This is a genomic window from Lentzea sp. NPDC036955 (genome assembly GCF_055608005.1).
Genome location: NZ_JBVJRC010000008.1, coordinates 1 through 24,327, shown reverse-complemented (window position 1 = coordinate 24,327; position 24,327 = coordinate 1). Strand labels below are relative to the sequence as shown.

Sequence of the window (24,327 nt, the reverse complement as noted above, 5' to 3'; positions counted from 1 at the left end):
GCCCACGGCTACACCCTTGTTAACAGCGCGTTGTCCACTCGCGTGGAACGAAGCTGGACAACGGGATCGTCCGTAGGTTCGACGGTGCCGGTCACGGGGCGCCGGCGCTGACGAGGGAGATCCTGACGTGACCATTGAGGCGACGACGACGGCACCGCAGGCACCGGTGAGGATGGTCTGCGAGATCGCGCGGGGCGTGCACGTGACCTGGCCGGGTGAGCCGCTGCGCTTCATCCCGGAGGGCACCCGGTTCTTCGTCGAGGCGTGGGTCGGCGACGGCTGGTACCGCGGCCGGCTGCGCGACGACCCGCGGCCGATGCACGTCAACGCGAGCTGCCTCGGCCTGCCCTGCGGCGACTGACCCCCGCCGGGTTCACAGGCCCACGAGCTTGTACAGCCCGCCGACCTCCTGCCGGTTCAGCACGCGCATCGAGCCGGGCCGCTGGTTGCCGAGCAGCACGTCGCCGACCGCGGTGCGCACCAGCGACTCCACCGGGTAGCCGACGTGCTCCATCAGCCGGCGCACGATGTGCTTGCGGCCCTCGTGCACGACGATCTCGACGAGTGCCTTGCCCGGCACCGCCGTGACCAGCTTGAACGAGTCGACCTTGACCGGGCCGTCCTCCAGTTCGACGCCCGCCTTGAGCTTCTTGCCCAGGCCGCGCTCGACCGGGCCGGGCACCTCGGCGAGGTAGGTCTTCTTGACGTTGTAGCTCGGGTGCATCAACCGGTGCGCCAGCTCACCGTCGTTCGTGAGCAGCAGCAACCCCTCGGTCTCCGCGTCGAGCCTGCCGACGTGGAAGAGCCGCTCCTTGCGGTTGCGCACCAGGTCGCCGACGCACGGCCGGCCCAGGTCGTCCTCCATGGTGGACAGGATCCCGAACGGCTTGTTCAGCGCGATCGTGACGACGTCCTCGCGGATCTGCACCCGCACGCCGTCGACGTGCACGACCGCGGTCTCGGGGTCGATCCGGCGGCCCTGCTCGCGCACCACCTTGCCGTCGACCTGCACCCGCCCCTGGTCGATCAGCTCCTCCGAAGCACGGCGTGAGGCGACACCGGCCTGCGCGAGCACCTTCTGCAGGCGCACGCCCTCGTTCTCAGACATCGTCGATCGCATCCACTTCGGGCAGCAGCGGAGCGATCGGCGGCAGGTCGTTCAACGACGACAGCCCCAACCGCTCCAGGAACAGTTCGGTCGTGCGGTACAGGATCCCACCCGTGTCGCTGTCGGTGCCCGTCTCCTCGATGAGCCCCCGTGCGACCAGGGTCCGGATCACACCGTCGACGTTGACGCCGCGAACCGCCGCGATCCGCGCCCTCGTGACGGGCTGCCGGTAGGCGATCACCGCGAGCGTCTCCAGGGCAGCGCGGGTGAGTTTCGCGCGCTGGCCGTCGAGCAGCAGCTTCTCCACGAACGGGGCGAACCGGTCTCGCGTGTAGAACCGCCAGCCGTCCCCCGCCCTGCGCAGGTCGATGCCGCTGCCGGACTCGGTGTACCGGGTGGAGAGTCTACGGAGTGCCTGCTTGATTCGCTTAACCGGCTGCTCAAGGGCACTGCTCAGCTGGTCTTCCGCGATGGGGCTGTCCACGACGAGCAGCACCGACTCCAGCGCGCCGTCGAGCTCGGCGTCGTCGGTGAGGTCGGGCAGGCCGGAGTCCTCGATCTGCTCCTCGGGTGCGGCGGCGAGGAGCTGCGCTTCGAGCTGGGCGGCGTCCTCGGCCCCGGTCCCGGCCCCGGTCTCCGTCCCGGCGGGCTCGGTGACCGGGAGCTCCAGCTGGGGCTCGGCGGGCCGGGACTTGGGCCGGCGCTTCGCGGGCTTCGTCTCCGCGGCACCCGCCCCGAACTTCGCGGCCAGCGCCGCGGCCGCCGCGTCGTACTCCGCCGCGCCCGTGCCACCGTCGAACGCCGGCCCCGGCCGCTCCACCTGTGCCGCGTCCGGCCCGACGACCGGCTCCGGCCCGACCTCTGGGTCGCTCATTCGTAGTCCTCGTCCTCGTCGCCGGCCGGTGCCGCGGCCTGCGCCTGTTCCAACGTCCCGCCGACCCACGTCACCTGCAGCGGCCCGAGCGGGTCCTCCTGCTCGAAGGCGAGCGACTTCTCCCGGTACAGCTCCAGCAGCGCCAGGAAGCGTGCGACGACCTGCATCGTCTCGGTGCAGTCGGCGACGATCTCCGTGAACGACGCCGTGCCGCGCTCCACCAGGAACGTCCGCAGCTCGTCGGCGGTCGCGCGGATCGACACGCGGTGCTGGTGGACGTGGGCGGTGGACAGGGTGCGCTTGGGCTTCGGCCGGAACGCGGCGGCGGCGATCAACGCGAACTTGTCGGGGGTGACGCCGAGCATCACCTCGGGCAGCAGGCCCTCGAAGCGCGGTTCCAGCGCCACCGAGCGCGGGTAGCGGCGGTAGGCGCCCTGTTCGAGCTCGGCGAACAGGGCCGCGACCTGCTTGTAGGCGCGGTACTGCAGCAGGCGGGCGAACAGCAGGTCGCGCGCCTCCAGCAGGGCCAGGTCGTCCTCGTCCTCGACGTCGCCCGCGGGCAGCAGCCGGGCCGCCTTCAGGTCCAGCAGGGTCGCGGCGATCACCAGGAACTCGGTGGTCTCGTCGAGGTCCCAGGCGGAGCCGAGCGCGCGGATGTGGGCGATGAAGTCGTCGGTGACCCGGTGCAGGGCCACCTCGGTCACGTCGAGGGTGTGCTGGGAGATGAGCTGCAGCAGCAGGTCGAACGGGCCCTCGAAGTTCGTGAGCCGGACCTTGAACCTGCCGTCGTCGACCACCTCGGGAGCAGCAGCGGGTGTTTCCTCGGTCACTGCTCGCGCAACCTGCGCACCAGCAACGACGCGTCCCCGTGCGCCTCCAGGTCGTCCAGCACGATCGCGATCGCCTCGCGCACCACCCGGCCGCGGTCGACCCCGAGGCCGTGCGACGCGCGCAACGCGAGCCGCGCGGTCTCCAGCGCCAGCAGCTCCTCGTCGGACACGTAGACGGTGATCTTCGTGGTGTGCCCGGTCCGCCCGGACCCGCGGCGCTGCTGCGCGGCCGTGCCGCCGGACGGCACCTCTGCCGGGGTGGCGGCGGGTGCCGAGGTCAGGCGGAACAGCTCGGCCGCGCCCGGCAGTGAGGGGCGACGGGTCACCGGGCGATCACCTCGCGGGCCAGCGCGCGGTAGGCGTTGGCACCGGAGGAGCGCGGGGCCCACCGGGTGATCGGCTCACCGGCCACGGTGGTCTCCGGGAAGCGCACCGTGCGGTTGATGACCGAGTCGAACACGATCTCGCCGAACGCCTCCACGACCCGCGCCATGACCTCGCGCGAGTGCAGCGTGCGGGGGTCGTACATCGTGGCGAGGATGCCGGTGATGGTGAGCTTGGGGTTCAACCGTTCCTTGACCTTCTCGATGGTGTCGATGAGCAGTGCCACCCCGCGCAGCGAGAAGAACTCGCACTCCAGCGGGATCAGCACGCCGTCCGCGGCCGCGAGGGCGTTCACCGTGAGCAGGCCGAGCGAGGGCTGGCAGTCGACCAGCACGTAGTCGTAGTGGTCGATGACGGGGCGGAGGGTGCGCACGAGGGTGTGCTCGCGGCCCACCTCGGACACCAGCTGGATCTCCGCGGCCGAGAGGTCGATGTTGCTCGGCAGCAGGTCCATGTCGTCGACCATGGTCTTGCGGATGACGTCGGGAACGGCGGTGTCGTTCTCCATGATGACGTTGTAGATCGTGGTTTCCAGCTGGTGCGGGTGCACGCCGAGGCCCACGGACAGCGCGCCCTGCGGGTCGAAGTCGACGAGCAGCACCCGTCTGCCGTACTCGGCCAGCGCGGCGCCCAGGTTGATGGTCGTCGTCGTCTTGCCGACGCCGCCCTTCTGGTTGCACACCGCGAGGATCTTCGCCGGGCCGTGGTGCAGCAACGGCGGCGGGGCCGGGAGCGCGCGGCGGGCGCGACCGGTCGGGCCGATGCCGTCGACCTGCTCGTGGGCGACGTCGTCCACCGGCGCGGCGTGCGGGGCCAGGCTCAGGTCGGCACGGGGCGCGAAAGCGTGCTCCGGTGTCGACATGGCTGGCGTTCCCTCACTGGTCGTAGTCGTCTCTCGGGGCGCAGCCTAGGCCGCACCCGTGCGAGCGGCAACGCGCCTCGCCGTGTCCTGGAGGGGGCGGGAGAATGTTTCGGGGGTCGGCATGTCACTGTCAAGACTCAGTCAGGCCGGAACATCCGAACGTGTGCGCCGGTCCGCGGCCGTCAGCACCACGTCGAGCAGGCCGGGGAACAGGAGGTCCAGGTCATCGCGGCGCAGTGACACCCAGCGCTGGTTGCCGCGGCACCGGGTCCGGGTGAGGCCCGCTTCCCGCAGCACGCGCAGGTGCTGGGACAGCGTCGACTTCGCCACGTCGACCTCGAAGGCCCCGCACAGCCTCTCTCCGCTGGACTGGATCTGGCGAACGACCGCGAGCCTCGTCGGGTCGCTCAGCGCGTGCAGCACGGAGGCAAGATCGATGGCCTGGGGGGACGGCTCGTCCAAGTTCGGCACCTGTCCACCGTACCCGTGGAAGCCTCATGTTCCAGTGGCCCGAGGGTGTGCAGTTGCGTAGACCTCCCTCAAAGTCGTAACGGTTACCAGTGTGTACACCTGAGTGGTCGTAACCGATGCGTGCCCGAGAAGTTCCTGCACCACCCGAACGTCGGCACCCCCTTCGAGCAGATGGGTGGCGAACGAATGCCGCAACGTGTGGGGGGAGACCGCGGCGGTGATGCCGGCTTCCTCCGCCGCGGTCTTCAGCACGGTCCACGCGCTCTGCCGGGAAAGCCGTCCGCCGCGCGCGTTCAGGAACAACGCGGGCGTGCCACGGCCCTTGGCTGCCAGTGCGGGGCGCGCTCTCACGAGGTAGGCGTCCACCGCCGCCAGCGCCGGGCGCCCCACCGGGACGAGCCGTTGCTTGCCGCCCTTGCCGTCGAGCAGCACGGTGCGTTCGGCGGCGTCGACGTCGTCCACGTCGAGCCCGACGACCTCGGAGATTCGCGCTCCCGTGGAGTACAGCAACTCCAGCAGCGCCTTGTCCCTGAGGTTCCCCACGGTGTCGAGCAGGGTCAGCACATCGTTGACGGGCAAGGCTTTCGGCAGTCTCTTGGGCGGTGATGGCGGGTGCACTGCGCGTGCGGCGTCATGGGGCACCACGCCTTCACGGTGCGCGAAGCGGTGAAGTCCCCGCACAGCAACCAATGTGCGCGCTGCGGACGAAGCGGCCAAACCGCTTTCGCGCAACGCCGCCAGGAACTCGCTCACGTGGGACTCGGTCACCGCCGCCAGGTCGGTGATGCCGAGCGACTCCAGGTGCTCGGTGTACCGGCGCAGGTCGCGGGTGTAGGAGTCGAGGGTGTTGCGCGCGGTGCCGCGTTCGACGGCGAGGTGGTCGAGGTAGCTCGCCACCAGGTCTGCTACCACGCCAGTCCTTCCAGCACGATCTCTCCCTCACGCGCGTTGACGCCCTTGGCCAGCGCCGGGTCCTCTGCGACAGCGCGGTCGAAACCCTTGTCCGCCAACGCGAGGACGTACGGCAGTGTCACGTTCGTCAACGCGTAGGTCGACGTGTTCGGCACGGCACCGGGCATGTTCGCGACGCAGTAGAACACCGAGTCGTGCACACGGTAGGTGGGATCGTCGTGCGTCGTCGGCCGCGAGTCCTCGAAACAGCCGCCCTGGTCGATCGCGATGTCCACGAGCACGCTCCCGGGCCGCATCCGCGACACCAGGTCGTTGCCGACGAGCTTCGGCGCGCGGGCACCGGGCACGAGCACCGCGCCGATCACGAGGTCCGCCCAGCGGCACGCCTTCTCGACCTCGTAGGCGTTGGACGCGATGGTCTGCAGGTGCCCGCGGTAGGTGAAGTCGATCTGCCGCAACCGGTTGACGTTGGTGTCGAGCACGACGACCTCGGCCTGCATGCCGACCGCCATCGTCGCCGCGTTCATGCCGGCCACGCCCGCGCCGATCACCGCGACCTTGCCCGCCGCGACACCGGGTGCGCCGCCGAGCAGCACACCGCGGCCGCCCTGCGCGCGTTCCAGGCAGTGTGCGCCGACCTGGGCGGCCATCCGCCCGGCGATCTCGCTCATCGGCGCCAGCAACGGCAGCGACCCGTCGGGCAGCTGCACGGTCTCGTAGGCGATGGCCGTGACGCCGGCCTCCGCGATGGCCCGCGTGCACCCCGGCGCGGCCGCGAGGTGCAGGTAGGTGAAGAGCACCTGGTCGCGGCGCATCCGGTGGAACTCGGGCTCGATCGGTTCCTTGACCTTCAGCACCAGCTCGGCCGCCGCCCACACCTCGTCCGCGGTCGCGGCGATCCGCGCTCCCGCGGCCGTGTACTCGTCGTCGGGGAAGGACGACCCGGCACCGGCCTCGTGCTCGACCACGACCTCGTGCCCGCGGCGGACCAGCTCGACCACACCGGCGGGCGTGATGGCGACGCGGTACTCGTGGTTCTTGATCTCCTTTGGGACACCGACCAACATCGTCGCAGCGTATTCCGCAACTCGGCCTCCTGCATCGGATAACGTGCGCAGGCGTGTCAGAACCTTTCGGGCCAGAGCAGCAGCGCATCGGCAACCAACAGCGCGAAGAGGCGATCACCGCGCTCAACGACCACTTCGCGCAAGCGCGGCTCGACATCTCCGAGTACCAGGACCGGGTCAACCGCGCGTCGAACGCGCAGTCCTACGCCGAGCTCGCGGAGCTGTTCCGCGACCTCCCGCAGCCGCACCCGCCGTTCCTCGCGCCGCCGTCGGTGCCGTTCGCCGCCGTTCCGCCGCCCATGCCCACGCAGCCGTACGCCCCGCCGCAGCAGCAGTACACCGGGCCCCACCCGCAGCAGTACACGGGCCCGCAGCCGCAGCAGTACGCGCAGCCGCAGTACGCCACGCCGCCGCCTCCCGGCATGGGCTACCCCGGCGCGCCCTACGGCTACGACCCGGTCAGCGGCATCCCGTACTCGGACAAGTCGAAGGTCGCCGCGGGGGTGCTGCAGCTGTTCCTCGGCCAGTTCGGCGTCGGCCGCTTCTACATGGGTGACACGGGCATCGCGGTCGCGCAGCTGCTGACCTGCGGTGGCTGCGGCATCTGGGCGCTGGTCGACGGCATCATCATCCTGGTCAACGGCGGCACGGACTCCGAAGGCCGCCCTCTCCGCGGCTGACCTCTGGCTTTCATGGCGTCTGCAAGTACCACCAACTGCCAGTCGGTAGTACTTGCAGACGCCTGAACAGCAGGGGTCAGATGCCGGCCAGGTTGCGGCCGATGCCCCACACGAGCGCGAACGCGATCACCAGGCCCGGCACCCGTTTCGGGATCTGCCGGGGCTGGCCCGTCCACGACGCCCGGATCCACCGCGCGAACAGCCACACGGCGAACGGCACGCCGACGACGAGCATGGCCGCGTTGAAGTGCCACGCCGCCACGACGTCGCCGTGCAGCAGTGCGTGTGCCATGCGCGTGATGCCGCAACCGGGGCAGTTGAGGCCCGTGAGCCAGTTGAACGGGCACTTGGGCAGCAGGTTGCCGGGCTGGTTCGGGTCGACGAACAGCAGCACCACGGCACCCGCACCCCCCACCGCGAGCACGCTGAGGGGCGCCCGCAACCTCCGCAGGGCGCCCCTCAGCGTCTTCACGGGAGAACCCTACTTCCCGCGCGCCGCGAACCGGGTGGGCTTGTCCTGGAACGGGGCGTCGGCGGGACGCGGCTCCGCGCGGCCCTCCAGCACCTCGCGGGCGGCGAGCAGACCGGCGACCGACGAGGCGTTCACGATCTCACCGGAGAGCACCATCCGCACCGCCTCGGCGAGCGGGAAGCGGTGGACCTCCAGGTCCGCCTCCTCCTCGCCCTGCACGTCGCGGTCCACCGAGGTCAGGCCGCGGGCGAGGAACACCCGCACGACCTCGTCGGTGAAACCGGGCGAGGCGGCCACGTCGACCAGGACGTGCCACTCGGTGGCGTCCAGGCCGACCTCCTCGACCAGCTCGCGGCGCGCACCGGTCACGGGCGGTTCGCCGTCGTGGTCGAGCAGGCCCGCCGGCAGCTCCCACAGGTGCCGGCCGAGCGCGTGCCGGTACTGGTGGACCAGCGTGACCTCGCCGGAGTCGGAGACCGCGACGACCGCGACGGCACCGGTGTGCTCGACGATCTCGCGCTTGGCCGTGCCGCCGCCGGGCATCTCGACCTCGTCGACGCGCAGCGCCAGGATCTTCCCGACGTGCAGGTCCTCGCTGGCGACGGTGCGGAAGTCGTGCCGAGTGGTCACTTCGCGGCTCCCGCGGTCAGGGGGAGGCGGTCAGCCACCCGGTAGTCGATCGCGGCCTTCACGAACGCCGCGAACAGCGGGTGCGGCTTCGTGGGACGGGACTTGAGCTCGGGGTGCGCCTGCGTGGCCGCGTAGAACGGGTGCACGTCGGCGGGCAGCTCGACGAACTCGACGAGGCGGCCGTCCGGCGAGGTGCCGGAGAAGACCAGGCCGGCGTCGGCGAGCTTGTCGCGGTAGGCGTTGTTCACCTCGTAGCGGTGCCGGTGCCGTTCGGACACCTCGGTCGTGCCGTAGGCGTTCGCGACCACCGAGCCCGGCGTCAGCTTCGCGACGTACGCGCCGAGCCGCATCGTGCCACCCATGTCCCGCTGGCCGGAGACGACGTCCTCCTGGTCGGCCATCGTGGAGATGACCGGCGAGCCGCCCTCGTCGAACTCCGACGAGATCGCGTCCTCGATGCCCGCGAGGTTCCGCGCGGCCTCGATGACCATGCACTGCAGGCCCAGGCACAGGCCCAGCGTCGGCACACCGCGGGTGCGGGTGTGCTTCAGGGCGCCGATCTTGCCCTCGATGCCGCGCACGCCGAACCCGCCGGGGATCAGCACCGCGTCCATGCCGGACAACGCGCGCGCCGCGCCCTCGGGCGTCTGGCACTCGTCCGACGGCACCCACTTGATCTCGACCTTGGCGTGGTGGGCGAACCCGCCGGCGCGCAGCGCCTCGGTGACCGACAGGTAGGCGTCGGGCAGGTCGACGTACTTGCCGACGAGCGCGATCTTCACCGTCTCCGCCGGGTTGTGCACGCGCTCCAGCAGGTCGCCCCACACCGTCCAGTCGACGTCGCGGAACGGCAGGTCGAGGCGGCGCACGACATAGGCGTCGAGGCCCTCGGCGTGCAGCACCTTCGGGATGTCGTAGATCGACGGCGCGTCCACGGCGGCCACGACGGCGTCGGTGTCGACGTCGCACATCAGGCCGATCTTGCGCTTGAGCGAGTCCGGGATCTCCCGGTCCGCGCGGCACACGATCGCGTCGGGCTGGATGCCGATGTTGCGCAGCGCCGCGACGGAGTGCTGGGTCGGCTTGGTCTTCAGCTCGCCGGACGGCGCCAGGTACGGCACCAGGCTGACGTGCAGGAAGAAGACGTTGTCGCGGCCGACGTCGTGGCGGACCTGGCGGCACGCCTCCAGGAACGGCAGCGACTCGATGTCGCCGACCGTGCCGCCGACCTCGGTGATGACCACGTCGGGCGTGACGCCGTCGGCGTCCGGCTCGGCCATCGCGCGGATGCGGCGCTTGATCTCGTCGGTGATGTGCGGGATCACCTGGACCGTGTCGCCCAGGTACTCGCCGCGCCGCTCCTTGGCGATCACCTCGGAGTAGACCTGGCCGGTCGTGACGTTCGCGTCACCGCTCAGGTCGCGCGCGAGGAACCGCTCGTAGTGGCCGATGTCGAGGTCCGTCTCGGCACCGTCGTCGGTCACGAAGACCTCGCCGTGCTGGAACGGGTTCATCGTGCCGGGGTCCACGTTGAGGTACGGGTCGAGCTTCTGCATCGTTACCCGCAGGCCGCGCGAGGTGAGCAACTGGCCGAGGCTGGAGGCTGTGAGCCCCTTGCCCAGCGAGGAGGCGACGCCTCCTGTGACGAAGACGTGCTTGGTCGTACGTGCCTGCTGCACCAACGGGGCTCCCGTGAAAATCGTGGGGGTGAATCCCCCTATCCACGGGCCATAACGCTAACACGCCGCCGGTCACTCAGCGCACCACGACCCGGCAGATCACATCACCCGATCGGCGCAGCGCGTGGACCGGCTTCATCCCTGCCTGCGTGCGAGCAGGAAACCGGACCGGAACCGCTCGCCGTCGTGCGGTGCCCGCTCCAGCCGTCCGACCTCGGCGAACCCGGTCTGCCCCAGCAGCTCCGCCATCGCGGCAGGGGCCCACTCCCACGCCGGGGCGACCCTGTGGTCGACCTCCCGCGGCAGCGGATCGTCACCGGCGAGGTACCCGAGCAGCAGCACACCACCCGGTGAAAGCACCCGATGGAGGTCCGCGATGGCAACCGGGAGTTGCGGTGGCGGCAGGTGGATCGTCGAGAACAGCGCCAGCACCCCGCCGAGCGCGCCGTCGGCGACCTCCAGCGCCGGCATCGCCCCCTGCTCGAACCGCAGGTGCGGCCGGTCCGCGCGGGCCAGGGCGACCATCTCCGCCGACGGGTCGATGCCGAACACCTCCGGCCCGAGCGCCCGCAGGTGCGCCGTCACGTGACCGGGCCCGCAGCCGACGTCGGCGACCGGACCGCCGTCGTGGGCGAGCACGAGCTCGGCGAACGCGGCCAGCAGCGCGCGTTCCAGCGGGAGGGTGTCGAGCACGTCGCGGAACAGCTCGGCGTAGAGCGGCGCGACGGCGTCGTAGGCGGCACCGGCTGCGGTCACGGCGGAAACCGTAGCCCTTCGCGGTGCGGGATTTCCCGAACCACCGGCGACGGGCCGCGCGATCGGGAATCGTGGTGCCGTGACCTTCGACGTGGTGGGAGCGGCGGCCAGGGCGGTGCGGAACCGCGCGGCCGCCTGGCGGTTCATCGAAGGGTTCGCGGCCTGGTGGGCCGAGCCGATCGAGGCGCAGGACGGCTGGAGCAACGCGGACCTCGACGCCGCGGAGGCCCGGCTGGGCGTGCGGATACCGGCGGCGTTGCGCGAGGCCTACGCGTTGTTCGGCAAGCGCCCCGACCTGACCAGCAACCAGGACCGGCTGCTGCTGCCCGCGGAGCTGCGCATGGAGGGCGACGTGCTGGTGTTCCGCGACGAGAACCAGTGGGTGGCGGCCTGGGGCACGACCGCGCGGGACGAGGACCCGGCGGTGCTGATCAAGCTGGACCTGGTCGACAAGTCCGAGGAGACCTGGGACCCCTGGCTGCCTCGGCTGTCGCACGCGTGCGTGGAGCTGGTGCTGTCGGAGGCGTTGTTCCGCGACGGCGCCCAGACGGCCGACAGGGAGATGTCCGAGGCGGACACCTCCCTGCTGGAGCGCGAGTTCGAGCTGTTGCCGTTGCACAGCCCGAACACCCGGTGGTTCGGCACCGACGACGTGCTCATCCGCGAGGACGACCGGCAGTGGCTGTGGGCCCGTGCCCGCACGCCCCGCGCGCTGGACGAGCTGCTCGCGGTGCTGCCGGGCGACTGGACGACCGAGTACTAGCTCGCGTTCCCCGGCGAGGACGCCTCGGCGTTGCCCGCCACCCCGTAGCGGCCCGCGCGGCCTTCGAGCTGTTCGTGCAGCGCCAGCACCACGACGACCCGACCGGCCGAGGTGTCCGAGTTGTCGACGGTGGACAGGACGGACGTGGCGTTGGTGTCCGCGCGCACCACGCCGAGGGCGCCGGTGCCGTTGGCGGACCCGTTCGCACCGGCCAGGACGACGCCCGCTCCGGAGCGGTCGAGCTGGGTGGCGAACCGCGCGATCGTGGAGGCCCGGTCCGCCGCCGAGTCGCCGAGCGCCGCACCGCCGGTCAGCACGACGGCGAGCTGCGCGGGCTTCACGCTGGAGGTGGCCTTCACGAAGCCCGCGTTGGAGAGCCCGGCGAGCGCCGCCGCGGCCTCGTCCGGGGTCGCCTGCGGCTGGTTGCCGGTGGGGTTGAGCAGCAGCAACGCCCCGAACAGGCCGCCGGCGCGGGTGCCGGGGTCGCCGGCGGTCGGCAGCTGCGAGCCGGCGGGTTGCAGGCGGGCGACGAGCTCGCGGAGCTGGTCGGCGCGGGACGGGTCGGCGAACGCGTCGGTCAGCTGGACCTCACCGGTGACGGTGGCACCGGCGGACTTCAGCAGTCCGCTCAGCGCGTCGCGGTCAGAGGGGCGGGCGTCCGAGGTGGTCACCAGCACGACCGTGCGGTCGGTCAGCCGGTCCTTCACCGCGAGCGGCCCGACCGACGCGGCGAACTCGTCGGCGTCGGTCAGCTTGGCGTTCACCGCGTTGCGGTCGTTCTGCAGGTCGTTCACCTGCTGTGCCAACGAGTTCTTCTCGTCGCTCAGCCCGGACAGCAGTCTGCCGCTGATCGCGGTGGACCCCAGCACGACGCCCACCGCCAGCGCGAGGAACACCGCGGTGATCGAAACTATGTGGTAGCGCAGCGTGATCACGAGAAGAACCCCTTGAACCAGTTGACGACGGAGTGCCAGCCGTCGACCACGATGTCGACGTAGACGTGACCGACGCCGGAGACCGCCAGCGCCGCGGCCATGGCGGCGATCGCGGCGGCCACCAGCAGGGTGATCACGCCCAACGACACCCGGCTGCGGTGCAGGGTCGCGACGGCCTCCCCGTCGACGAGCTTGCTGCCGAGCTTCAGCCGGGTGAGGAACGTGGAGGGGTTGGACCCGGAGTGCCCGCGGTCGAGGAACTCGCGCAGCGTCGCGCGCAGCCCGACCGTCACGACGAGGGACGCGCCGTGCGCCTCGGCCAGCAGCAGGGCGAGGTCCTCGGCGTTGCCGGACGCGGGGAAGGTCACCGCGCCGATGCCGAGGTCCTGGATGCGTTGCAGGCCGGGCGCGTGGCCGTCGGTCTGCGCCGGCACGACCACCTCGGTGGCCGCGCGCAGCGACGCGGTGCCGATGCCGTCGGGGTCGCCGACGACGATGTCCGGTGCGAGGCCCGCGTCGTGCAGCGTGTCCGCGCCGGTGTCGACCCCGATCAGCACCGGCCGGTACTCGCGGATGTACTTCTTGAGCTTGCGCAGCTCCTCGGCGTGCGAGGGGCCGCCGGCGACGACGAGCACCTGCCGGTCGCGCATCGGGACGTACACCTCGGGCACGCCGACGCCGTCGAGGACGAGCGCGCGTTCCCGGCGCAGGAACTCGATGGTGTTGGCGGAGAACGCCTCCAGCTGTGCCGACATGCCGGCCTTCGCCTCGATCATGGCGTCGGCGATGCTTTCCGCGTTCTGCTCGATCCCCGTCGCGAGCTCGCGTTCACCCGCGTACACGACCCCTTCGTGCAGGCGGATCTTCGTGCCTTCCCTGATCTCGCGCAGGGCGGTCGCGCCGACGTTGTCGATGAGCGGAATGCCCGCCTCGATCAGCAGTTCCGGGCCCAGGTTGGGAAAGCGCCCGGAAATGGACGGCGACGCGTTCACGACGCCCACCACCTCCGCGGCGACGAGGGCCTCCGCGGTGCGCCGGTCGAGGTCGACCAGGTCGAACACGGCCACGTCCCCGGGGCTGACCCGCCGCACCAGGTCGCTCACGCGCCGATCCACCCGCGCGACGCCGGTGACACCGGGAAGTTGGTGGTTGGTGCGGTTCAGCAACCCGGAAAGCTTCATGAGCCGATAGTGACTCACGTTGCGCACGGGACAGGTGAGGCACGCCGGGCCTTTTCCCGCCGCTCAGTCGTCGGGGTGAACCACTACGGCCCCAAACGCGACGACAACGGCGGCCAGCAGCACCCAGGTGCCCGTTCCGAAGCCCGCTTCCAGACCGGGGTCGATGGTGATGTTGCCCGTTTTGTGAAAGCTGATGGCGTTCACCAAATACACGAACAACATTCCTGTGGTTCCGGCGAGTGCGGCCGCCCCTGCGAACGCGAACCTCCGCAGGAAGACACCGGCGAGGAGCACCAGCGCCGCGGCGGCGACGGGGATGCCGAACAGCGGCCCGTGCGGGTCGGTCACCTCACCGAACTGCGTGCGCCAGCCGGTCGTGACGAACTCGGTCTGCGGCTGGTCGGGTGCGAGCCGAATCCGCAGCTCCGACAGCGGCAGGAACGTCGCGACGACCGCCATCGCCGCCGCGAGCACGACGAGCCCGATCTTGAGAATCTTCCTCACGCCACCGCCTCCCGTTGTGCCGCAACGGCACCGACGAGCGCCACGACCGTGCCGACGGCCAGGAACAGCAGCCCGTAGCCGAGCGCGAAGTCGCCCTGCTGGTCCCCGGCGTGCCCGCGTTCCGAGACGACCAGCGCCACCACGACCCCGACCGCTCCGGCTTGGCCGAGCGCGCCCGCGAGCGCCGCCCAGCGCACCTTCACCCCGGCGACGAGCAGCGCCACCGTGGCGGCGACCGGGATGCCGTACCAGGGCGAGAGGTCACCGGCCGGCCAGTCGCCCGGCTTGTTCACGACCTCCGTGCCCCAGGCCCGCACCACCACCTCGACGCCACCGGCGTAGGTGGTCGAGTACCACGGCAGCACCAGCGCTCCCGCCGTCAGCACCACCCCCACCGCGATCAACGCGATCGCCGTCGGTCGTCCGATCACCGAGCCTCCTGTTGTCCGACCGCGATCCCGAACGGCGGTGTGTCGTCGTCCGCCCCCAGCTGTTCCGGTTCCGGTTCCGGCGCCGGGCGCTGGGCCAGCACCGCACCGGCCAAGCCGACCAGCGCCGCCGCCACCAGCAGCGGGAAACCGGGCAGGAGGTGCTGTTCGTAGTGCCAGGGCGACGAGGCGATGAGGGCGTTCGCCAGTTCCGCGCGGTGCAGCACGCCGACCGCGAACGTCAGCACGAGCCCGGCGAACACCCCGGCCGCGACCAGCACCGCCGGCCGTGCCACGGCGGCGGTCCTGCCCTCCCGCAGCGTGCACACCACCGCCACCACCATGAGCACCGCGGCGACCACGATCGGCAGGCCCTCGGAGAACACGCCGCCGTCCGGGAGCGGCGAGGGCGCACTCGACCGCGTGCCCCACAACGAGGTGGTGGACGTGATGACGATCTGCTGCGAGACCTCCGTCTCGACGAACACGTCCCTGGTGGCACCGGCTCCGGCCAGTGCCCCGCCCAGCACCACGAGCAGCGCGGCGGTCCTCCGGCGGTCAGTCACCCCGGCGCTCCACTGGCAGGGCGATGCCGAACGGCGGTGTCGCGTCGTCCGCGACCGGCTCTGCCGCGTGCGGCCGTTGCGCGAGCACCGCGCCGGCCAGCCCGGCGAGCGTTCCCGCGACCAGCAGGTAGAAGCCGGGCAGGGCGGTCTGCGCGTACCGGTAGTCGGAGCTCGCCTCGAACGCGTTCGCGACCTGCAGCTGGTGCAGCGTCTCGACGACGAACAGCAGCAGCACGCCGGCGAGCGCTCCGGCACCGGCCAGGGTCGCGAGGCGCGCCGCCCCGGCGACCTTCGCACCGGCGAGCGTGCCCAGCGCGGCCACCACCATCACCGCGGCGGCGGCCACGACGGGCCATCCGGGGTCCGCCGCGATGTCGAACACCGGGTAGCCCGGCGCGTCGGTCCTCCGCTCCCACAGCGAGACGACCTGGGTGAAGGTGCGCCCCTCGCCCACGAACCGGTGGCCGAGCACGTCGAGGAAGCAGGCGGCGCCGGTGAGCACCCCGCCCAGCACCACGACCCCGGCGGCGATCCGGCGGTCAGTCACCGCGCGCCTCCCCGGTGGTGGGGAAGGCGATCCCGAACGGCGGCGTGTCGTCGTCGGTGAACTGGTGCACCACCACCGCGTCGTCCGCCGGCGGCTCCGTGCGCGGCCGCGGCCTCTGGGCGAGCACCGCGCCCACCAGACCGGCCACCGCCGCCAGCACCAGCAGGTGGAAGCCGGAGTCGAAGTGGTAGGCGAACCCGGTGGCGGCCTCGAAGGCGTTGTTCATCTCCTCCTCGCGCAGCACCCCGACCCCGTAGGCCACCACGACCCCGAGGAACGCGGCCGCCGCGGCGAGCGCGACGACGCGGGCGGGCTGGACGCCCCGGCCCCGGCGGAGGGCGAGCAGCCCGGCCACCACCGTGAGCGCGGCGGTGAACAACACCGGTGCGCCGACGTTCAGCAGCGAGCTGATCTCGTGGCCGTCCGGCAGCGGTACCGAGCCCTCCCACAGCGAGCCGCTGAACGCGAACGAGTCGACCGGCGACGTGTGCATCGCCGTGTACATGGGCAGCTGGTTGCCGACCCCCACCAGCACCCCGCACAGGACCAGCAGCAGAGCGGCCGGCCTCCCCCGGTCAGTCACGTCGCTGCTCCTGCTCGCTCTTCGTCTCCACCACCACCGGGAACCCGTAGGGCGGTGTGTCCTCGTCGTCGCCCTCGACCTGGTGGATCACCACACCGTCCGCGGGCCGCTCCGCCCGGTGCCACGGCAGCTCCTGGTGCAGCAAAGCCGCCACGACCCCCACTCCCGCGGCGACGAGCAGCACCGTGATCCCGTTGCCCCGCACCACGTCCAGCGGCACGGGCACGGTCAGCTCCGCCAGCCGCCGCACGACCTGCTGCACCTGGTTGAGCGCCAGCCAGGCCAGCCCCACCAGCGCCCCGGCCCCGAGCAACGACCCGAGCCGCGCCACCGGCTGCCGGAACGACAGCACCGCAGACAACGCCATCACCACGGCCGCCGCGAGCGCCGGCCACCCGTAGTCGATCGGCGCCAGCATCAGCGACCCGCGGAAGTCGTCGTGCTCGATCCCCCACGTCGTCGCCTCGAACCGCAACGTGCGGTTCGCGAACTCCGTCTCCACCGAATACCCGACCAGGAACGTGGCGGCCACCGCCAGCCCCGCGGCCACGAGCACCAGCACCGCCCCGAACACCCGGCGCGTGGTCACATCCGGTCCACCTTCCACCGCACCACCGTGTGCGTCCGCTGACCGGGCATCGGTCACGTTCTCACCATCATGCCCAACCAGCGGGGGTTCAGCGCGGTTCGGCACCCGCGCGGCCCACCCGCCGGACCCGCGCGACCGCGTCCCCACCGAGCCCGCGGTGCCCCGGCCCGCGCCGGCTCAGGACTTCTTCTTCCGCCTCCGCACCACCGGAGCCGCCGACTTGTCGGCGTTCGCCGCCGCCAGCAGCTCTTCCGCGTGGGCGCGGCCGGTGTCGGTCGAGTCCATGCCCGCGAGCATGCGCGCCAGCTCCACCACCCGCTGCGTCTCGTCGAGCCTGCGGACCGCGGAGCGGGTGAAGCGGCCGTCGGCCGACTTGTCCACGACGAGGTGGCGGTCGGCGAACGCGGCCACCTGCGGGAGGTGAGTGACGACGATGACCTGGTGCGAACGGGCCAGGCGGGCGAGGCGGCGGCCCACCTCGACGGCCGCACGGCCGCCGACGCCCGCGTCGACCTCGTCGAAGACGAGGGTCGGGACCGGGTCGGAGTGCGACAGCACGACCTCAAGGGCCAGCATCACGCGGGACAGCTCACCGCCGGAGGCGCCCTTGTGCACGGGCAGTGCGGGGGCACCGGGGTGCGAGATCAGGCGCAGCTCGACCTCGTCGACGCCCGAGGAGCCGGCGTGCAGGATCGAGCGGCCCACGGGCAGTGCCTGCGAGTCGCCGGACTCGGCGTGGCGGGGGCGGACCGCGAGCTCGACCGAGGCGTGCGGCATGGCGAGGCCGTCGAGCTCCTCGGTGACGGCCTTGCCCAGCTCCAGCGCGGCCTCGGTGCGGGCGGCGGTGACCTGGGCGGCGAGCACGCCGAGCTCCGCCGCCAGCTCGTCGCGGCGCTTGGCCAGCCCGGCCAGCGCGTCCTCGGAGGTGTCGAGGCCGTTCAGGCGTGAGCGGGCATCGGCGGCCCAGGCGATCACGCCGTCGACGTCGGCGGCGTACTTGCGGGTCAGCGCCTTCAGCTCGGCCTGGCGCTGCAGCACCTGCTCCAGGCGGCCTGGGTCGGCGTCGAGGTGGTCGAGGTAGCCGGAGATCTCCGCGCCGACGTCGGCGAGCAGCGTCGCCGCCTCCACCAGCCGCGGTTCCATCTCACGCAGCCGCGGGTCGTCCGACGTGGACAGGCGGCGGGCGGCCTCGGAGATCAGGCCGAGCGCACCGGGGTTGTCCGGGTCGCCCTCCAGCGATCCGGACACCGCGAACTGGGCACCGGACGCGGCCTCGCGCAGCTGGTCGGCGTCGGCCAGGCGGCGGGCCTCGTCGTGCAGCTCCTGCTCCTCGCCCGGCTTGGGGTCGACCGCGTCGATCTCGGTCAGGCCGTGCCGCAGCAGGTCGGCCTCGCGGGCCAGCTCACGGGAGCGTTCGGTGCGTTCGCGCAGCTCGGAGGCGACCTTCAGCCACTCGTCGCGGATGCGCCGGTACTCGCGCAACGGCTCGGCCACGTCGTCGCCCGCGAAGCGGTCCAGCACACCGCGCTGCTCGGTCGGGCGCATGAGCCGCAGCTGGTCGTTCTGGCCGTGCACGGCGATCAGCTGCTCCGCCAGCTCGGACAGCACGCCGACGGGCACGGACCGGCCACCGACGTGTGCGCGCGAACGACCGTCCGCACCCACGGTGCGGATGGCGATCAGCGAGCCGTCCTCGTCCGCCTCGCCGCCGACCTCCTCGGCGACCTTGGCCGCCGGGCTGCCCGCCGGGGCCTGGAAACGGCCCTCCACCACGGCTTTGTCGGACCCGGTGCGAACCCGGGACGCCTCCGCACGGCCTCCGCCGAGCAGGTGCAACCCGGTCACGACCATGGTCTTGCCAGCACCCGTCTCACCGGTGACGACGGTGAATCCGGGGTCGAGCTCGAGGGTGGCCTCTTCAATCACGCCAAGGCCATTGATGCGCATCTCGGCCAGCACAGGGCGAACCTTACTTGTCGGGTCCGACAGTTCGGGGTGGGGCGTACCTCTGGGGGCACCATGACGAGCCGGTGCCGGCGCACCGAGCGGCGCGGTCAACCTGCCGATGGTCCCCGCCACCCCTTGACCGGCAGGTTGAACTTCTCCACCAGCCGGTCGGTGAACGGGGCGTGGCGCAGCCGCACGACCTTGAGCGGCACCTCGCCCTCCACGACCTCGATCCGGGCGCCGGCGGGCAGCTCGAACGTGCGCCGCCCGTCGGCGGACAACGCCGCCGGGTGCCCGGTGGCCTCGATCTCGAACGCCACGTGCGACTTCGGCGAGACGACCAGCGGCCGTGCGAACAGCGCGTGCGCGTTGCTCGGCACCACCAGGATCGCCTGCACGTCCGGCCACACGACCGGCCCGCCCGCGGAGAACGCGTAGGCGGTCGACCCGGTCGGCGTCGCGCAGAGCACGCCGTCGCAGCCGAACGCCGACACCGGCCGGCCGTCGACCTCGACGACGACCTCCAGGATGCGTTCGCGGATGAGCTTCTCGACGCTGATCTCGTTGAGCGCCCACGTCTTCACGACGACCTCGCCGCCGACGGTGGCGACCAGGTCGAGCGTCATGCGCTCTTCCACGAAGTAGTCGCGTTCCAGGACGTGGCCGATGGCCTCGTGCAGCGCGTCCGAGTCGGCTTCGGCGAGGAACCCGACGCGGCCCAGGTTGACGCCCAGCACCGGCACCCCGGCAGGCCGGGCGAGCTCGGCGCCGCGCAGCAGCGTGCCGTCACCGCCCAGCACCAGCACGAGCTCGGTGCCCTCGGCGGCGTGGTCGTCCGCGGGCACGACCTTGGTGCAGCACGACGGCCCGAGGTCGCGGGCCTCGTCGTCGAGCACCCTGGTCGTGACGCCGCCGACGGCGAGCCGGCCCGCGACCTGACGGGCGAGATCGATGTTGCTCTGGTGACCGGTGTGGACGACCAGCAGGACTTCCCTCATCAGGGCCCTTCTTCGACGGCGGTGCGCACCATCTCCGCGGGGTCGACCGGGTCGCCCCTGCGCAGCCAGAGGAAGTACTCGACGTTGCCGGACGGGCCGGGCAGCGGGCTCGCGACGACCCCGTGCACGGCCAGTCCGAGCCCGGCCGCCGCACTGGTCACGTCGAGCACGGCCGCGGCACGCAGCGCGGGGTCGCGCACGACGCCACCGGAGCCGAGGCGTTCCTTGCCGACCTCGAACTGCGGTTTGACCATCGGCAGCAGGTCGCCTTCCTCGTCGAGGCACGCGGCCAGTGCGGGGAGCACAAGCCTCAACGAGATGAACGAGAGATCGGCCACCACGAGTTCAACCCGGCCGCCGATGTCCTCGGGCGTGAGGGTGCGGACGTTGGTCTTGTCCTTGACCACGACCCGGTCGTCGGTCTGCAGCTTCCAGTCGAGCAGACCCCTGCCGACGTCGGCCGCGACGACCTGCCGCGCACCGCCGCGCAGCAGCACGTCGGTGAAACCGCCAGTGGATGCGCCCGCGTCCAGGCACCGCTTGCCCGTCGGGTCGATCTTGAAGCCCTCGAGCGCGCCGATCAGCTTGTGCGCGCCCCGGGACGCCCAGTTCGGGTCGTTGCCGAGGTCTCTGACGACCACCGCGTCGGAGGTCTCCACCGCGGTCGCCGGTTTGGTGGCGACGGTGCCGCGCACCGTCACACGCCCGTCGGCGACGAGCTGGCTGGCGTGCTCACGGGACCGGGCGAGCCCCCTGCGCACGAGTTCGGCGTCGAGCCGCACCCTGCGTGGCACTGTGCATCACACCTTGTCGATGCTCGACAGTGCTTCGGTGAGCGTGGCGTGCACGGCGTCGAACCTCGCCACGTGCTCGGCCAGCGGCACCGTCTCGAGCCCGTCGAGCCGCTCCAGCGCGCCGTTGATGGCGTCGGCCGGGTTGGGCGGCGGTCCGGGCAGGGGGTAGCTCACGCCCCTACGGTAGCCGATGCAAGACCGACAGGTCCGCGCCGACATACGTGGGGCGCTGGTCTTCCGGAAGCGCTTGCGCCTCCTGCTCCGTCGACACGCCCGTGAGCACGAGCAGCGAGTCCATGCCCGCGTTCACCGCGCCCAGGATGTCGGTGTCGAGCCGGTCGCCGATGACCAGCGGCCGGTGGGCACCCAGGTCCTTCGCCGCCTGCTGCAGCAGCGGGGTGGCGGGCTTGCCGGCCACGAGCGGCTCGGCGTCGGTGGCGGCCTTGAGCGCCGCGACGAGGCTGCCGTTGCCGGGCAGCAGGCCGCGTTCGGTGGGCAGCGTCACGTCGACGTTGCAGGCCACCCACAGCGCGCCGCCGCGGATGGCCACGGCGGCCTCGGCCAGCTCACGCCAGCCGAGGTCCGTGCTGAGGCCCTGCAGCACCGCGGTGGCGTGCTCCGCGGTGTCCACGGGGGTGAGCCCGCGCTTCAGCACCTCGGCCTGGAGGGCCTCGGTGCCGAGCACGAGCACGTTCGTCCGCGCGGGCAGGCGTTCGGCCAGCATGGCCGCGCCCGCCTGGGCCGACGTGCTCACCTCGTCGATGCTCGTGTCGAACCCGAGCTCGACGAGGTGGTCGGCCACCGCCTGCGGCGAGCGGGAGGCGTTGTTGGTGACGTACCGGATCCCGACGCCCTTGGCCCTCGCCTGCGCGACGGCTTCCGCTGCGCCCGGCACTGCCTCGGACCCGCGGTAGACGGTGCCGTCGAGGTCGATCAGCAACGCGTCGTACCGGTCCACCAACGTTTCGCTCACTGCTGTCCGATCTCCTCGGGGGAGGGGTCCTGCGTCAGCTCGAACGCGCGCTCGGCGGCGTCGGTCTCCCCTTCGTCGTCGGCCTCGGCGGCGTTGAGGAACCACTTGACGGCTTCCTCGATGCGGCCGGCCGCGGCCAGGTTGTCGGCGTAAGCGTAGAAGAGCCGCGCCGAGTACGGGGTGCGCTGGCCGGGGTCGAGGTCCGGCCCCTGCAACGCCACCACGGCCGCCTCGAACTGACCCATGTCGCGACGGGCACCGGCCGCGACGATGCGCAGCTCGATCTCGTCCTCCTGGCTCAGCTCCTTGGCCGACGGGTCCTTCGCGAGGTCGATGGCCCGCTCCGGCCGCCCGAGGGCGCGCTCGCAGTCGGCCATGATCGCGAGGTGGCCGGGACCGGCCATCATCCGGCGCGCGGCGCGCAGCTCGCTGAGCGCCTCCGCCCACTCGTCGGCGAAGTACGCGGTGAGACCGGCGGCCTCGCGCACCACACCGACCCGCGCCGCCTTGCTGCGCGCGTACCGGGCGTGCTCCAGCGCCAGCTCGGGCTCCTCGTCGATCAGCAGCCCGGCCGCGGCCAGGTGCCGTCCGACGATCTCCGCGAGCCCCTTGGGGAGGCTGCGGAGCTCGGCCTTGATCTCCGGGTCGAGCAGGGAGAGGTCGGCCTCCTCCGGCAGCTCGGGACGCCCGCCGCGGGGACCGCTCGGCGCCTCGTCCCGGTCGTCGCGCTCGGCGGCGGTGCTGCCGGTGTCGCTGTTGCCGGTCGTGACGTCGGCGGTGCTGCCGGTCGTGCTCTCGGGCGTGCCGGTCGTGCTGTCGTCGCGAGGCTCGGCGTCGGCCGGCTCGGCGGCCGCGATGGCCTCGGCGGCGGTGTCGTCGCTGTCGGCCTTCTCGGCGTCGACGGCGGGCGCCGTGGTGTCAGCGGTGTCGGCGTCGTCGGCGACCGAGTCGTCGGCGTCGGACTGGCCGCGGGCAGCGGCGCGCGAGGCGGCCGCACCGTCACCGAGCCGGTAGCCGGCGCGGGCGGGGGTGGCCTCGGCATCGGAGGTCACGTCCTCGGCGGAGTTCGCCTCGGCCGTCGGCTCCTGGTCGGCGATCCGCTCCTGGAAGCGGGCCGCACGCTCACGGCTGCGCTCGTCGCGGCGGTCGTCGCGCTGGGGCGCCTCGGACCGGTCGTCCGAGTGGTACCCGCCACGGCCGCCACGGTCAGCGCGGTCGTCGGACCGGTTCCCGCGGTAGCCACCCCGGTCGCCGTCCTTGCGGAAGCCCGGACGGTCGTCCGACCGGTTGCCCCGGTACCCACCCCGGTCACCGGAGTCGTTGCCCCGGTAGCCGCCGCGGTCGTCACGGCGGTCGCTGCCGCGGTCGTCGGAGCGGTTGCCCCGGTACCCGCCGCGGTCGCCGGAGTCGTTGCCGCGGTAACCCGGACGGTCGCCGTCCTTGCGGAAACCACCGCGGTCGGAGGACCGGTCGTCACGGCGGTACCCGCCGCGGTCGCCCGAGTCGTTGCCTCGGTAGCCGCCCCGGTCGCCATCCTTGCGGAAGCTCGGACGGTCGTCGGAACGGTTGCCGCGATATCCGCCGCGGTCACCGGAGTCGCTGCTGCGGTAGCTGCTGCGCTCGCCGTCCTTGCGGAAGCCGGGACGGTCGTCGGAGCGGTTGCCGCGGTACCCGCCGCGGTCGCCGGAGTCGTTGCCCCGGTAACCCGGACGGTCGCCGCCGCGGTCGCTGGAACGGTCATCACGACGGAACCCGCCGCGGTCGCCACCGGAGCGGTCGTCACGACGGAACCCGCCGCGCTCGCCGGAGCCTTCCTTGCGGTAGCCGCCGCGGTCGCCGGAGCTCTCGCCGCGGTAGCCGGGACGGTCGCCCGAGGAGCGGTGGCCACCGCGCTCGTTCGAGTCGCCGCGGTACCCGGGACGCGAGCCGCGGTCGCTGGAACGGTCGTCGCGGCGGAAACCACCGCGGTCGCCAGAGTCGTTGCCGCGGTAGCCGCCGCGCTCGCCGTCCTTGCGGAAGCCGGGGCGGTCGTCGGAACGGTTGCCGCGGTACCCACCCCGGTCACCGGAGTCGCTGCCCCGGTAACCCGGACGGTCGCCGGTGCGGGACCCGCGGTCGCTGGACGAGCGGTAGCCGCCGCGGTCGTTCGAGTCGCCGCCGCGGTAGCCGGGGCGGTCGCCAGAGGAACGGGAGCCGCCGCGGTCACCGGAGTCGCTGCTGCGGTAGCTCGGACGGTCGCCGTCCTTGCGGAAGCCGCCGCGGTCGGAAGAGCGGTCGTTGGACCGGTAACCACCGCGGTCGCCGGCACCTTCCTTGCGGTACCCGCCGCGGTCGGACGAGTCCTTGCCGCGGTAGCCGGGGCGGTCGCCGCCGCTGCGGTCCGAGCGGTAGCCGCCGCGGTCGGACGAGCTGCCGGCGCGGTTGTCTCGACGGTCGCCGCTCTGGTTGCGGTCGCCGGAGCCCTCACCACGCTGGTACCCACCGCGGTCGTCGCGGCGGTCGTTGCTGCTGAACTTGCGGTCGCCTGCTGAGTGGCCACCATCGGCGGAACGGCGCGGTCGGTCTCCCTGGCCACGCTGACGGTCGCCGGGACGATCCCCGAACCTTGACACCAAATCCTCCTACTAGAGACACGCTGAAAGGGGCTTGTGAGCGAGCACTTTAGTTGTGCCCCGCATCACAAGCCCCTTTCAGGGAAGTAAGTTCGGCGGCGACCTACTCTCCCACACCGTAACCAGTGCAGTACCATCGGCGCAGAAGGGCTTAACTACCGGGTTCGGAATGGGACCGGGTG

29 protein-coding genes and 1 rRNA gene are annotated in these 24,327 nt (G+C 72.1%); 3 read left to right on the top strand and 27 right to left on the bottom strand.

What is annotated here, in order from left to right:
- Nucleotides 1-127 precede the first annotated feature (127 nt).
- Complete coding sequence (locus ACZ7CF_RS26865; protein WP_360392590.1) at nt 128-361, top strand: hypothetical protein; 234 nt, start codon at nt 128-130, stop codon at nt 359-361.
- Between the two features lie 12 nt (nt 362-373).
- Here ACZ7CF_RS26865 and ACZ7CF_RS26860 read toward each other — a convergent pair whose 3' ends face one another.
- From ACZ7CF_RS26860 to ald, 8 genes are all read right to left on the bottom strand, one after another.
- A complete protein-coding gene (locus ACZ7CF_RS26860) occupies nt 374-1,108 on the bottom strand; it encodes a pseudouridine synthase (RefSeq protein WP_360392593.1) in 735 nt (244 codons plus the stop codon).
- Nucleotides 1,101-1,982 carry an SMC-Scp complex subunit ScpB gene (gene scpB / locus ACZ7CF_RS26855; RefSeq protein WP_470370862.1) on the bottom strand — a complete coding sequence of 294 codons (882 nt, stop codon included), beginning with the start codon at nt 1,980-1,982 and terminating at the stop codon, nt 1,101-1,103. The genes ACZ7CF_RS26860 and scpB overlap by 8 nt, the downstream gene beginning before the upstream one ends.
- Complete coding sequence (locus ACZ7CF_RS26850) at nt 1,979-2,812, bottom strand: segregation and condensation protein A (protein WP_360392598.1); 834 nt, start codon at nt 2,810-2,812, stop codon at nt 1,979-1,981. Before ACZ7CF_RS26850 ends, scpB begins: the two co-directional genes overlap by 4 nt.
- Nucleotides 2,809-3,138, bottom strand: coding sequence for a hypothetical protein (locus tag ACZ7CF_RS26845; protein ID WP_458430921.1), 330 nt, complete (start codon nt 3,136-3,138; stop codon nt 2,809-2,811). The genes ACZ7CF_RS26850 and ACZ7CF_RS26845 overlap by 4 nt, the downstream gene beginning before the upstream one ends.
- Nucleotides 3,135-4,058 (bottom strand): ParA family protein, encoded by a 924-nt coding sequence (locus ACZ7CF_RS26840; RefSeq protein ID WP_360392604.1) that lies wholly within the window; start codon nt 4,056-4,058, stop codon nt 3,135-3,137. The genes ACZ7CF_RS26845 and ACZ7CF_RS26840 overlap by 4 nt, the downstream gene beginning before the upstream one ends.
- A 141-nt stretch (nt 4,059-4,199) precedes the next feature.
- Complete coding sequence (locus ACZ7CF_RS26835) at nt 4,200-4,529, bottom strand: ArsR/SmtB family transcription factor (protein WP_360392606.1); 330 nt, start codon at nt 4,527-4,529, stop codon at nt 4,200-4,202.
- Nucleotides 4,530-4,553: 24 nt separating this feature from the next.
- On the bottom strand, nt 4,554-5,429 hold the full coding sequence (gene xerD / locus ACZ7CF_RS26830) for a site-specific tyrosine recombinase XerD (protein ID WP_360392705.1): 876 nt from the start codon (nt 5,427-5,429) through the stop codon (nt 4,554-4,556).
- 5 nt (nt 5,430-5,434) lie between these two features.
- Nucleotides 5,435-6,508 (bottom strand): alanine dehydrogenase, encoded by a 1,074-nt coding sequence (gene ald / locus ACZ7CF_RS26825; RefSeq protein ID WP_470370861.1) that lies wholly within the window; start codon nt 6,506-6,508, stop codon nt 5,435-5,437.
- 53 nt (nt 6,509-6,561) lie between these two features.
- Between ald and ACZ7CF_RS26820 the strand changes: the two genes are divergently transcribed.
- Complete coding sequence (locus ACZ7CF_RS26820; RefSeq protein ID WP_360392612.1) at nt 6,562-7,188, top strand: NINE protein; 627 nt, start codon at nt 6,562-6,564, stop codon at nt 7,186-7,188.
- 76 nt (nt 7,189-7,264) lie between these two features.
- On the opposite strand, the gene ACZ7CF_RS26815 is transcribed toward ACZ7CF_RS26820, so the two are convergent.
- The 4 genes from ACZ7CF_RS26815 to ACZ7CF_RS26800 form a co-directional block, all read right to left on the bottom strand.
- Nucleotides 7,265-7,660 (bottom strand): DUF2752 domain-containing protein, encoded by a 396-nt coding sequence (locus tag ACZ7CF_RS26815; RefSeq protein WP_360392615.1) that lies wholly within the window; start codon nt 7,658-7,660, stop codon nt 7,265-7,267.
- A gap of 9 nt (nt 7,661-7,669) precedes the next feature.
- On the bottom strand, nt 7,670-8,290 hold the full coding sequence (locus tag ACZ7CF_RS26810; RefSeq protein WP_360392617.1) for an NUDIX hydrolase: 621 nt from the start codon (nt 8,288-8,290) through the stop codon (nt 7,670-7,672).
- Nucleotides 8,287-9,969: a CTP synthase gene (locus ACZ7CF_RS26805; RefSeq protein WP_458430917.1), complete on the bottom strand. Its 1,683-nt coding sequence runs from the start codon at nt 9,967-9,969 to the stop codon at nt 8,287-8,289. Before ACZ7CF_RS26805 ends, ACZ7CF_RS26810 begins: the two co-directional genes overlap by 4 nt.
- A gap of 135 nt (nt 9,970-10,104) precedes the next feature.
- Nucleotides 10,105-10,725 carry a class I SAM-dependent methyltransferase gene (locus ACZ7CF_RS26800; protein WP_470370860.1) on the bottom strand — a complete coding sequence of 207 codons (621 nt, stop codon included), beginning with the start codon at nt 10,723-10,725 and terminating at the stop codon, nt 10,105-10,107.
- 79 nt (nt 10,726-10,804) lie between these two features.
- Between ACZ7CF_RS26800 and ACZ7CF_RS26795 the strand changes: the two genes are divergently transcribed.
- A complete protein-coding gene (locus ACZ7CF_RS26795; protein ID WP_360392624.1) occupies nt 10,805-11,488 on the top strand; it encodes a hypothetical protein in 684 nt (227 codons plus the stop codon).
- On the opposite strand, the gene ACZ7CF_RS26790 is transcribed toward ACZ7CF_RS26795, so the two are convergent.
- The 15 genes from ACZ7CF_RS26790 to rrf all read right to left on the bottom strand — a co-directional run.
- Nucleotides 11,485-12,423 (bottom strand): copper transporter, encoded by a 939-nt coding sequence (locus tag ACZ7CF_RS26790; RefSeq protein WP_458430915.1) that lies wholly within the window; start codon nt 12,421-12,423, stop codon nt 11,485-11,487. The genes ACZ7CF_RS26795 and ACZ7CF_RS26790 overlap by 4 nt on opposite strands.
- Complete coding sequence (gene steA / locus ACZ7CF_RS26785; RefSeq protein ID WP_360392628.1) at nt 12,420-13,604, bottom strand: putative cytokinetic ring protein SteA; 1,185 nt, start codon at nt 13,602-13,604, stop codon at nt 12,420-12,422. Before steA ends, ACZ7CF_RS26790 begins: the two co-directional genes overlap by 4 nt.
- Before the next feature lie 63 nt (nt 13,605-13,667).
- Nucleotides 13,668-14,108, bottom strand: coding sequence for a hypothetical protein (locus tag ACZ7CF_RS26780; RefSeq protein WP_458430914.1), 441 nt, complete (start codon nt 14,106-14,108; stop codon nt 13,668-13,670).
- Nucleotides 14,105-14,539, bottom strand: coding sequence for a hypothetical protein (locus ACZ7CF_RS26775; RefSeq protein WP_470370859.1), 435 nt, complete (start codon nt 14,537-14,539; stop codon nt 14,105-14,107). The genes ACZ7CF_RS26780 and ACZ7CF_RS26775 overlap by 4 nt, the downstream gene beginning before the upstream one ends.
- Nucleotides 14,536-15,102, bottom strand: coding sequence for a hypothetical protein (locus ACZ7CF_RS26770; RefSeq protein ID WP_470370858.1), 567 nt, complete (start codon nt 15,100-15,102; stop codon nt 14,536-14,538). Before ACZ7CF_RS26770 ends, ACZ7CF_RS26775 begins: the two co-directional genes overlap by 4 nt.
- Nucleotides 15,095-15,649 carry a hypothetical protein gene (locus tag ACZ7CF_RS26765; RefSeq protein ID WP_360392639.1) on the bottom strand — a complete coding sequence of 185 codons (555 nt, stop codon included), beginning with the start codon at nt 15,647-15,649 and terminating at the stop codon, nt 15,095-15,097. The genes ACZ7CF_RS26770 and ACZ7CF_RS26765 overlap by 8 nt, the downstream gene beginning before the upstream one ends.
- Nucleotides 15,642-16,232, bottom strand: coding sequence for a hypothetical protein (locus tag ACZ7CF_RS26760; protein ID WP_470370857.1), 591 nt, complete (start codon nt 16,230-16,232; stop codon nt 15,642-15,644). The genes ACZ7CF_RS26765 and ACZ7CF_RS26760 overlap by 8 nt, the downstream gene beginning before the upstream one ends.
- Nucleotides 16,225-16,821, bottom strand: a complete 597-nt coding sequence (locus tag ACZ7CF_RS26755; RefSeq protein ID WP_360392645.1) for a hypothetical protein — start codon at nt 16,819-16,821, stop codon at nt 16,225-16,227. The genes ACZ7CF_RS26760 and ACZ7CF_RS26755 overlap by 8 nt, the downstream gene beginning before the upstream one ends.
- Nucleotides 16,822-16,998: 177 nt before the next feature.
- A complete protein-coding gene (gene recN / locus ACZ7CF_RS26750) occupies nt 16,999-18,780 on the bottom strand; it encodes a DNA repair protein RecN (protein ID WP_458430910.1) in 1,782 nt (593 codons plus the stop codon).
- Nucleotides 18,781-18,875: 95 nt separating this feature from the next.
- Nucleotides 18,876-19,766 (bottom strand): NAD kinase, encoded by an 891-nt coding sequence (locus ACZ7CF_RS26745; RefSeq protein ID WP_360392651.1) that lies wholly within the window; start codon nt 19,764-19,766, stop codon nt 18,876-18,878.
- Nucleotides 19,766-20,560, bottom strand: coding sequence for a TlyA family RNA methyltransferase (locus ACZ7CF_RS26740; protein ID WP_360392654.1), 795 nt, complete (start codon nt 20,558-20,560; stop codon nt 19,766-19,768). The genes ACZ7CF_RS26745 and ACZ7CF_RS26740 overlap by 1 nt, the downstream gene beginning before the upstream one ends.
- 6 nt (nt 20,561-20,566) lie before the next feature.
- The gene (locus ACZ7CF_RS26735) at nt 20,567-20,734 is read right to left on the bottom strand and encodes a hypothetical protein (protein ID WP_458430908.1); all 168 of its coding nucleotides are present in this window, start codon (nt 20,732-20,734) and stop codon (nt 20,567-20,569) included.
- A gap of 4 nt (nt 20,735-20,738) precedes the next feature.
- Entirely contained in the window at nt 20,739-21,533 is a 795-nt protein-coding gene (locus ACZ7CF_RS26730; RefSeq protein WP_360392660.1) for an HAD-IIA family hydrolase, read from the bottom strand.
- Nucleotides 21,530-24,145, bottom strand: a complete 2,616-nt coding sequence (locus tag ACZ7CF_RS26725; RefSeq protein WP_470370856.1) for a hypothetical protein — start codon at nt 24,143-24,145, stop codon at nt 21,530-21,532. The genes ACZ7CF_RS26730 and ACZ7CF_RS26725 overlap by 4 nt, the downstream gene beginning before the upstream one ends.
- 90 nt (nt 24,146-24,235) lie before the next feature.
- Nucleotides 24,236-24,327: ribosomal RNA gene (gene rrf / locus ACZ7CF_RS26720) — 5S ribosomal RNA — on the bottom strand; the annotation flags it as partial.

Excerpts from the sequence above, each read along its gene's own strand:
- ACZ7CF_RS26840 (WP_360392604.1), bottom strand. The coding sequence starts at position 4,058 with ATGTCGACACCGGAGCACGCTTTCGCGCCCCGTGCCGACCTGAGCCTG.
- ACZ7CF_RS26745 (WP_360392651.1), bottom strand. The coding sequence starts at position 19,766 with ATGAGGGAAGTCCTGCTGGTCGTCCACACCGGTCACCAGAGCAACATC.
- steA (WP_360392628.1), bottom strand. The coding sequence starts at position 13,604 with ATGAAGCTTTCCGGGTTGCTGAACCGCACCAACCACCAACTTCCCGGT.
- scpB (WP_470370862.1), bottom strand. The coding sequence starts at position 1,982 with ATGAGCGACCCAGAGGTCGGGCCGGAGCCGGTCGTCGGGCCGGACGCG.
- ACZ7CF_RS26860 (WP_360392593.1), bottom strand. The coding sequence starts at position 1,108 with ATGTCTGAGAACGAGGGCGTGCGCCTGCAGAAGGTGCTCGCGCAGGCC.
- ald (WP_470370861.1), bottom strand. The coding sequence starts at position 6,508 with ATGTTGGTCGGTGTCCCAAAGGAGATCAAGAACCACGAGTACCGCGTC.